At 69.5% G+C, this 8,351-nt stretch carries 11 protein-coding genes; 6 read left to right on the top strand and 5 right to left on the bottom strand.

Features of this window, described 5'->3' with window-relative positions; translation table 11 throughout:
• Positions 1–113: 113 nt before the first annotated feature.
• From JL475_RS41295 to JL475_RS27780, 5 genes are all read left to right on the top strand, one after another.
• On the top strand, positions 114–245 hold the full coding sequence (locus JL475_RS41295) for a hypothetical protein (RefSeq protein ID WP_272932979.1): 132 nt from the start codon (positions 114–116) through the stop codon (positions 243–245).
• A gap of 256 nt (positions 246–501) precedes the next feature.
• Complete coding sequence (locus tag JL475_RS27795) at positions 502–729, top strand: hypothetical protein (RefSeq protein WP_202280703.1); 228 nt, start codon at positions 502–504, stop codon at positions 727–729.
• A gap of 7 nt (positions 730–736) precedes the next feature.
• Entirely contained in the window at positions 737–1,171 is a 435-nt protein-coding gene (locus JL475_RS27790; RefSeq protein ID WP_202280702.1) for a DUF5959 family protein, read from the top strand.
• Positions 1,172–1,527: 356 nt separating this feature from the next.
• Entirely contained in the window at positions 1,528–2,190 is a 663-nt protein-coding gene (locus tag JL475_RS27785; RefSeq protein ID WP_202280701.1) for a maleylpyruvate isomerase family mycothiol-dependent enzyme, read from the top strand.
• 194 nt (positions 2,191–2,384) lie between these two features.
• A complete protein-coding gene (locus tag JL475_RS27780) occupies positions 2,385–2,843 on the top strand; it encodes an SMI1/KNR4 family protein (protein WP_237408467.1) in 459 nt (152 codons plus the stop codon).
• 34 nt (positions 2,844–2,877) lie between these two features.
• Here the strand turns inward: JL475_RS27780 and JL475_RS27775 are convergent, their stop codons facing one another.
• Together JL475_RS27775 and JL475_RS27770 are read right to left on the bottom strand one after the other, a co-directional pair.
• A complete protein-coding gene (locus tag JL475_RS27775) occupies positions 2,878–3,378 on the bottom strand; it encodes a hypothetical protein (RefSeq protein ID WP_202280699.1) in 501 nt (166 codons plus the stop codon).
• 48 nt (positions 3,379–3,426) lie between these two features.
• On the bottom strand, positions 3,427–3,825 hold the full coding sequence (locus tag JL475_RS27770; RefSeq protein ID WP_202280709.1) for a hypothetical protein: 399 nt from the start codon (positions 3,823–3,825) through the stop codon (positions 3,427–3,429).
• Between the two features lie 458 nt (positions 3,826–4,283).
• On the opposite strand from JL475_RS27770, the gene JL475_RS27765 reads away from it, so the two are divergent.
• Complete coding sequence (locus JL475_RS27765; RefSeq protein WP_202280698.1) at positions 4,284–4,877, top strand: hypothetical protein; 594 nt, start codon at positions 4,284–4,286, stop codon at positions 4,875–4,877.
• A 229-nt stretch (positions 4,878–5,106) separates the two neighbouring features.
• Here JL475_RS27765 and JL475_RS27760 read toward each other — a convergent pair whose 3' ends face one another.
• The 3 genes from JL475_RS27760 to JL475_RS27750 are packed head-to-tail and all read right to left on the bottom strand — an operon-like array spanning position 5,107 to position 8,341.
• A complete protein-coding gene (locus JL475_RS27760; RefSeq protein ID WP_202280697.1) occupies positions 5,107–6,465 on the bottom strand; it encodes a GH1 family beta-glucosidase in 1,359 nt (452 codons plus the stop codon).
• A gap of 29 nt (positions 6,466–6,494) precedes the next feature.
• Entirely contained in the window at positions 6,495–7,334 is an 840-nt protein-coding gene (locus tag JL475_RS27755) for a carbohydrate ABC transporter permease (RefSeq protein ID WP_202280708.1), read from the bottom strand.
• 17 nt (positions 7,335–7,351) lie between these two features.
• On the bottom strand, positions 7,352–8,341 hold the full coding sequence (locus tag JL475_RS27750) for a carbohydrate ABC transporter permease (protein ID WP_202280696.1): 990 nt from the start codon (positions 8,339–8,341) through the stop codon (positions 7,352–7,354).
• Between the last annotated feature and the right edge of the window lie 10 nt (positions 8,342–8,351).

Here is an 8,351-nt window from a genome sequence, read left to right as displayed (position 1 = left end):
CCGCTGCCCGCGTCCCGAAGAAACCACCAGGAGCCGCCCGACGCCCGTGAGCAGAATTCACGCGGTGGATCGAGGTTCAGGGGGCACTTGGCGCCCTCTTCGACCAGGTGTTCATGACTCTCGAGGACTACTCGGTCGATCCCGAATTCGCGGAACCGGGCGATCTCGATGATGCCGAACTCCAGACCGCCGTGCGCGCGGTCCGGGCCGGGTTCCGTCGCTCCGAAACCGGCCGAAGCCAGTAGGCGACAACCGTGGTATCAACCGCAGTTTCTTCGCCGTCGCCACCGATCTGATCGGCACACCGACCTAACTGGTCGACGAGTCGGGTGACATCGCCTGGCGCACCCGGAGCACCTTCCGGGGCGCCACCGCCTGGTCCCGCACCAGCAGCATCTACGGGCCTGATGCCCGAGTACACGAAGGAGGAAGGCCCAGCAAGCCAGGGAGAAGGCCGTCAAGACCGCGGACGAGGTCATCGAGCGGGCACAGGGAAACCGGATGCGGAAGGACGGCGGCTACCACGCGGCCTCCCGGCACGCGTTCAGCGACGAACGCGTGCCGGAGGTCCTGAAGAACCCGGACGCGGTGTACCATTCCTCGACCGACAGCGGGAATCTGATTTCCCGCCGAGGAGAGGACGTCGTGATCGCCCGGGGCAAAGGCGCCGGAGCGGGTGACGTCCTCACGGCGCACAGGCCCCTCGGGCCTCATTTCCTCAAGAGGTAGTACCGACGTGCCCGATCCCAGCCCCCTCGAGCTGATTCACCTCTCGGACGAGGAGCAGAGCATCTCCCTGCGCGTCATGGGAGGAATGAGCTTCTCCGGCACCGACCAGTACGACGTCCTTCACGCTGAGATCGTGGTCAGCACCGGATTCGTCAGTGGTCGCGTCGAGCTGTGTCTCAACGCGTACGACCTCGACAGCTGGGCCGAGGTTCTGAACTCTGTCGTGGCCGGAAGGAAGGCCACCTGGCTGGAGAGCGGACGCTCCCCGCGGATCACGATCGACCCCACGGAGGAGACCGGGAGCGGGTGCACGGAGGTGAGCGTTTGCGACGTCACCAGCTCGCAGGTCCGTATCACCGTGCCCATCGCGACCCAGCCCGATTGGGACGGTCACCGTCAACTGCTTGCGGCTGTCAGGAACCGATTCCAGCTGGAGCGGTGAGAAGGCCCGGGGGGCGGTAAGGGGCGACCCCAGGCGTATCGGGTCAGCGGGCCATCCAGCGGTCCACCTCTCGGGCCCGCGTGTCCAGCGTGTCGACGACAGCGGCCGACGCGGCCCGGGAATCACCAGGACCCTGCACGTCGCGATCACCGCATCGTCATCCGCACCGTCCTGGTGCCCGCGCAGGCCGTCACCGACAACGAGATCCGGTTCGGTTCCCCCCGAGGAAAGTTCACTCGCGGGCGATGATTTTGCTCGAGGGCAGGAGTCTCCTCTTCGAATGCCCCCGCCGGGTACCCACCTGCTCCGGTCAGGGGGCGATGCAGAGCGCTACCCGCGACAGGAGACTCTCCCGAATGACTGATCCGGAACTGGCACCTGACCGCAGCCAGAGGGCCGGGCTCTGGCCCCTGATCCGTACTGAGCGAGCGGCGCTGGCGGCCGATCTCGCGGACCTGTCCGACGAGCAGTGGGCGTCACCGTCGCTGTGCAGCGGATTGACGGTGCGCGAGGTGCTGGCACACCTGACCGCGGGAGCCCGGCTCAACGCTGTGCGCTGGCTGGCGGGTGTGATCCGCTGCCGGTTCGACTTCGACAAGCAGGTGGCCATGCGGCTGGCCGAGCAGTTGGGGGCGACCCCGACCGAGACCCTTGAGCGATTCCGGTACGTCGTCCCGAGTACGACCAAGCCTCCCCTGCCTGCCGTGGCCATGCTGGGCGAGACGATCGTGCACGCGGAAGACATCCGGCGCCCGCTGGGCATCCACCGTGACTATCCGATCGACACGGTCACACAGGTGGCCGAGTACTACCGGGGATCGGATCTCGTGGTCGTTGCCAAGGGACGCATCGGCGGCCTGAAACTCCTCGCCGTCGACGGCCCCTTCGCGACCGGCTCCGGGCCGCTCGTGTCCGGCACCAGCTTGGCCCTGGTAATGGCCATGACCGGGCGCGCGACGTACTGCGACGACCTCGAAGGCGACGGTGTTGAGCTCCTCCGCAGGCGATGCGGAACGTGACGGATGGCCGCTCCGTTTGATGCCGTCGTACGGGCCCCGTGCAACAGCCTCGTCCGACCGCGGCGGTGGCAGGTAGGGTCCGGGTCGTGTGGGATGTCGACGACGTGCGTGAACGAGTCCGAGTGAGGGCCGAGGCCGATCCCGAGTGCCGGGACCACGGTGCACGCAGGCATCGGTGGGTGTTGGCTCCGCCCGTGCCGGAAGTCACCGTGGTCGGCTTCGAGCGGGAGCATCACTTCGAACTCCCGGCTTCCTACCGCTCGTTCCTCACCACGGTGGGCGTCGGGGGCGCCGGTCCGGCCTACGGCCTGTACGAGTTCGGCAGCGAGAGGTGGCTGGGCCGGCAGGAGGACCTGGGCCTGCTGTCCGTTCCCTTTCCACACACAGGCTCCTTCGTGCCCTCGCAGGAGCACCCGGTCTGCGAAGAGCACGCCCCCGGTGAGGAGGACTTCTCAGCCTGCTGGTTCACCGGCTCGCTCGCCCTCGCCGAGATCGGCTGCGGTTCCTTCTACCGCCTGGTGGTCACCGGCCCCGCCCGCGGACAGGTCTGGACGGACGACCTCGGCTGCGGCCACGCCCTGAGCCCGGGGCCGGACTTTTCGGACTGGTACACCCAATGGTTGAACCGCAGCCTTCTGCCGTCCACACGGTGAAAGCGGCTCCGCCAGTGGGGTGCCGTACCCCGGCTCAGGGTGGCGCCGGTTCCCAGTGGTAGGCGTCGGCGACCTCGTTGTACGGGCGCAGCAGGGGATCCAGTTCCGTGCGCACCAGGTCCGCGTCCCCCGGTGGCAGTTCCAGTGACGCCCGCCGCATGCGCACGCTCCAGGTCGCCGGGTCCGGGAAGACCGACAGCCGGGGCACCAGGTCGCGCAGGACGAGCCCGTCGCGGAAGGGGGCCAGGCCGGACACCTCGAGGCGGCAGCCCTCCGTGAAGGACCGGTCGCCGAAGACGAGCGGCTCGTCCAGGGCCCGTACGGGGGTGGTGACCGAGGCCCGGGCGATCACCCGGCCCAGGTCGCGGGTCGGATTCCGGAAGCAGCCGCGTGTGGTGTAGAGGAAGATCTCGTCGCCCTCCTCCAGCGTCCGCGCCGCCTTGGCCCGCCCGGACGGGAACGCCATCCGCTGCTGGGTCGCCACCCAGCGCAGAGCGGCCCGGTCTCCGATGATCAGCAGGTGCGCGGACGACATGCCGGTCGCCTTACCGAGGCACCGGGCGCGTGGCCGCTGCCGTGCCGGTCAGAGACCCGCCCGCGCCAGCAGCACCGGCAGTGCCTCCGGCTTCACCTTCTGCACCGACCGCACCTGCCCGAGTCCCAGTTCGTCCCGGCCCACGGGGTCGCGGTACAGCGCCTTCGTCGCCTCGGGGAGCAGAGCCGCCCCGACCAGGTACGGGATGTCGGGGGCGTCCGGGTCGTTCCAGGGCTCCTCGTCGACCTCGGCCACCGCGGCGACCGCCGACTCCGGCTGGGTGAAGAAGAACCACAGGCGGTCGCCCCGCTTCATGCGGTTGCGGCGGCTGAGCCAGAGTTCGAGTCCGGGCTCCTCCTCCGCCAGCCGACGTATCGTCTCCTTGTCGGACGGCTCCCCGTCCAGCGTGTCCCTGTTCGGATCGAGGATGTAGATCCAGTCCGTCACGGCTTCCCCCTCGGTCAGCACACACGGCCCTCCACCGGACCTTGCATGCACGCCACGCACCGCTCATACAGCGATCGTCAGGCCACATGGTGCCAAGTCACTCCGACATCCGCAGCCTCCTGTTCCCGACAACCCGCGCTTCCGTGTCCAGCATGGTGGCCCCGCGCACGGTAGGGGATGTGTGGGCGGTCGACCGCTGTTCGCCCTCAAGTCATCGACGTATTCCTCGGGTTGACCACCGCCGGTATGTTCAGTTCCAAGAAGTTCTCCACCTCCACGACCGCCGGTGCCGCTCCGCACCTCCGTCGCCGACCGGGCCGAGCTTCGCATGCACGCGGCACAGGTCCGGTGAAGGGGCATCGGCACCTGGGCTGTGCCCGGCCCCACGTACGGCCCGATCGACAGCTCACTCGCACCTGTCCCACAGCGCGCGCCTCCCGACAAGGAGTTGTCGCCGTATGACCGACAACAGCACGCCCGACAGACCGGAGCCGGTTCCCACTCCCCCATATCCCGCCGCGCCGCCCCCCGCTCCCCCGGCGCCGGTGACGACCACCGATCGCCGGGCCCGGGCGGGACGGCGCGTTCCGGCGGTCGTCGCCGTCCTCGCCCTCCTGCTGGCCGGCGGCGGCGTCGCCTGGTGGGCGCTGGGCAAGGACGACGAGGGCGGAGGCGGCGACCCGTTGGAGCACGTCGAAGTCTCGGACGGCGAATTCGTCGTCGACGACAGCGACAGCGAGTACTGCGACGACACCGACATCTACTCGTACAACGACTGCGACACGGACCCCGACGAGACCTACGAGTTCGCCTACGAGATCACCAACAAGGGGGACGGGCCCGCCAACTACTCCGTCATCGTCAACGCCTTCGACGACGACGGAGACTTCGTCGGCCAGACCTACGTCGGCGCGACCCACCTGAAGCCCGGCAGGACCGAGTCCGACAAGGGCGAGTTCAGCGAGTACAGCACTCTCGAGGACAACCGCGAACTGTCCGACATCGCGTCCGTGAAGGTCGCCCACGCCGAGCGCACGCCGCTGGCCAACTGACCCGGCGCACAGCCGCCCCGGCGGCACCCGCGAGAACACGGCATACGGCTTTCCTTCGGGGAGGGTAGGGGTGCGGCGCCGGCTCCCTTGCTGACGTGCACTGGCATGGACGGTGTTACGTGAACGGCGCGTACGTGAATGGCGCGCGCATGGCATGAGCCGTGGATGCGGGGGCCCCGGTGGTCACGCGGTTACGCGTCCGTGCCCACCGGGGCCGCGGCGGGTGTCGCTAGGCCGCGCGCCGCACCCGGCCCCCGTGGCCGCGGATGATGTCCGCGTACCGGTGGCCGGAGCCCTTGACGGTGCGGGTCTGGGTGGCGTAGTCGACGTGGACGAGGCCGAAGCGCTTGTCGTAGCCGTACGCCCACTCGAAGTTGTCCAGCAGGGACCAGGCGAAGTAGCCGGCGAGCGGGGCGCCCTTGCGGGCGGCGGACGCGCAGGCGGCCAGGTGCTGTTCCAGGTAGTCCTGGCGTTCCGGGTCGTCGATCGTGCCGTCGGGGCGGACCACGTCCGGGAAGGCGGAGCCGTTCTCGGTGACGTAGAGCTTGCGTGCGCCGTAGTCGTTCGTCAGGCGCAGCAGCAGCGTCTCGATGCCGCTCGCGTCGATCTCCCAGTCCATTCCGGTGCGCGGGACGTCGGAGCGGCGCACGAAGGCCGCCCGCGGTGCCGGGCCGTCGGGGTCGGCCGCCACCACCTGGGGGAAGTAGTAGTTGAGGCCGAGCCAGTCGAGCGGGGCCGCGATGGTCGCCAGGTCCCCGGGACGCTCCGGGAGTTCGACTCCGTAGACCTCGCGCATGTCGGCCGGGAAGCCGTAGCCGTGCACGGGGTCCAGCCACCAGCGGTTGGTGTGGCCGTCCATGCGGGCGGCGGCCGCCCGGTCCTCGGGGCTGTCGGTGGCGGCGTGGATCGTGGAGAGGTTGTTGACGATGCCCACCTGGGCGTTCGGGGCGGCGGCGCGGATCGCCCGCGTCGCGAGACCATGGCCCAGCAGCAGGTGGTAGGAGGCGCGGACCGCCGCCGTCAGGTCGGTCAGGCCCGGTGCCATCCTGCCTTCCAGGTGGCCGATCCAGGCCGAGCACAGCGGCTCGTTGAGGGTGGCCCAGTGGTGCACGCGGTCGCCGAGGCGTTCGGCGACCACCGACGCGTACGCGGCGAAGTGCTCGGCGGTGTCGCGCTCCGGCCAGCCGCCGCGGTCCTGGAGGGCCTGCGGCAGGTCCCAGTGGTAGAGGGTGACGGACGGGGTGATGCCCGCCTCGAGCAGGCCGTCGGTCAACCGGTCGTAGAAGTCGAGGCCCTCGGCGTTGACCGGGCCGTCGCCGCCGGGGACGATGCGGGGCCAGGCGAGGGACAGGCGGTAGGCGTTGGTGCCGAGGCGGCGCATCAGGTCGATGTCCTCGCGCCAGCGGTGGTAGTGGTCGCAGGCGGTGTCGCCGTGGTCGCCGTTGTCGATGGCGCCGGGGGTGCGCGCGAAGGTGTCCCAGATCGACGGCGAGCGGCCGTCCTCCGTCACGGCTCCCTCGATCTGGTAGGCCGAGGTGGCCGTGCCCCACAGGAAGTCGTCGGGGAGGGCGGCGTAGTCGATGGTCACGGAAGTCCTTTCGGGTACGGGGAAGCCGGTCACTTGACGGCTCCTGCCGTCAGGCCGGCGACGAGGTAGCGCTGCAGCAGCAGGAAGCCCGCGACCACGGGGACGCTCACCACGAGCGAGGCCGCCATGATCTGGTTCCAGTAGACGTCGTTGAGGGTGGGGTAGCCCTGGAGTCCCACGGCGAGGGTGCGGGTGGTGTCGTCGGTCATCACCGACGCGAACAGCACTTCGCCCCAGGCCGTCATGAAGGCGTAGACGGCGACCGCGACGATGCCGGGGATCGCGGCCGGCACGACGACCCGGAAGAGCGCGCCGAGCGGACCGCAGCCGTCGACCAGCGCGGCCTCGTCCAGGTCCCGCGGGACCGAGTCGAAGTAGCCGATCAGCATCCAGATGGAGAACGGGAGGGAGAACGTCAGATACGTCAGGATCAGGCCGCCGTGCGAGCCGAACAGGGCGATGCCCGTGGCGTTGCCGATGTTGACGTAGATGAGGAACAGCGGGAGGAGGAAGAGGATGCCGGGGAACATCTGCGTCGACAGCACGGTCACCGTGAAGACGCGCTTGCCGCGGAAGCTGTGGCGGCTCACCGCGTAGGCGGAGAAGACCGCGATCACCACCGAGCAGACGGTCGCCGCGCCCGCCACGATCAGCGAGTTCACGAAGTACCGGGCGAGCGGGACGGTGGACCAGATGTCGATGTACGGGCGGATCGTCACCTCGCTCGGCAGCCAGCGGAACGTGCCGGTGACGTCCGCGAGCGGCTTCAGCGAGCTGGAGATCATGACGTACACCGGGATCAGCACGAAGCCGGTGAGCAGGGTGAGGAAGACCCGCCGGGACCACAGGAACGAGCGGGGCGGGGCCATCGGGGACCGGGGCGGGCTCATGGGGCGGTCCTCCGTCCGCGCGAGGTGAGCACGAGGTACCCGCCCGTCACGACGAGCAGGAACAGCAGGAGCAGGACGGACATGGCGGAGCCGGTGCCGAAGTTCCAGGTGACGAAGGACGCCTGGTAGATGTGGACCGAGATGAGGTCCGCGGCCTCGGGGGCGGCCTTGCCGAACAGGACGAACGGGGTGTTGAAGTCGTTGAACGTCCACAGGAACAGGACCAGCACCAGGACCTGGTTGACGGGACGCAGCGACGGCAGGGTGATGCGGCGGACCTGTTGGATCATCCCGGCGCCGTCCAGCGCGGCGGCCTCGTACAGCTCGCGGGGGATGTTCTGCAGGCCGGCCATGACGATCAGGAAGGCGAACGGCCAGCCCTTCCACACGGACACCGTCAGCAGCGCGAAGAAGCTGTTGTCGCCGATCAGCCAGAAGGACGGCTTGTCGGTGAGGCCGAGCTGGTCGTGCAGGACGTGGTTCACCAGGCCGTTGTCGTGCTGGAACATGAACACCCAGGTGATGACGGCCGCGTAGACCGGCAGGGCGTACGGCACCAGGAACAGGGCGCGCAGCAGGCCGCGGCCGCGGAAGGTGTCCTGCAGGTAGATCGCGGCGGCGGTGCCGACGAGCCAGCACAGGCCGACCGACAGCACGGTGAAGGCGACGGTGACGAAGAAGGAGTGGAGCAGGGCCGCGCCGACGGGAGCGTCGAAGTCCACCGACACCTTGTAGTTGTCGAGGGCGGCCCAGGGGGCGGTGCCCCAGTCGCGGATGTGGAACTGGGTGAGCTCCTTGAAGCTCATGACGATGCCGATCACCATCGGCACCAGGTGGACCAGGAGTTCGAGGAGCAGCGCGGGCAGCAGGAGCAGGTACGGCAGTCCGATGCGGCGGATCCGCCCGGGGCGGCGGCGGGGGCCGCGCGCCGCACCGGGGGACGTCTTCCGCGCGGCGGCCTCCGCGGTGGGGGCAGTGGCGGTCATGGCGGTGTCG

This window comes from Streptomyces sp. M2CJ-2 (assembly GCF_016757295.1).
Taxonomy (GTDB): domain Bacteria; phylum Actinomycetota; class Actinomycetes; order Streptomycetales; family Streptomycetaceae; genus Streptomyces.
Note: the sequence above shows the minus strand (reverse complement) of the source record. Positions and strands in the feature narration are given on the sequence as shown.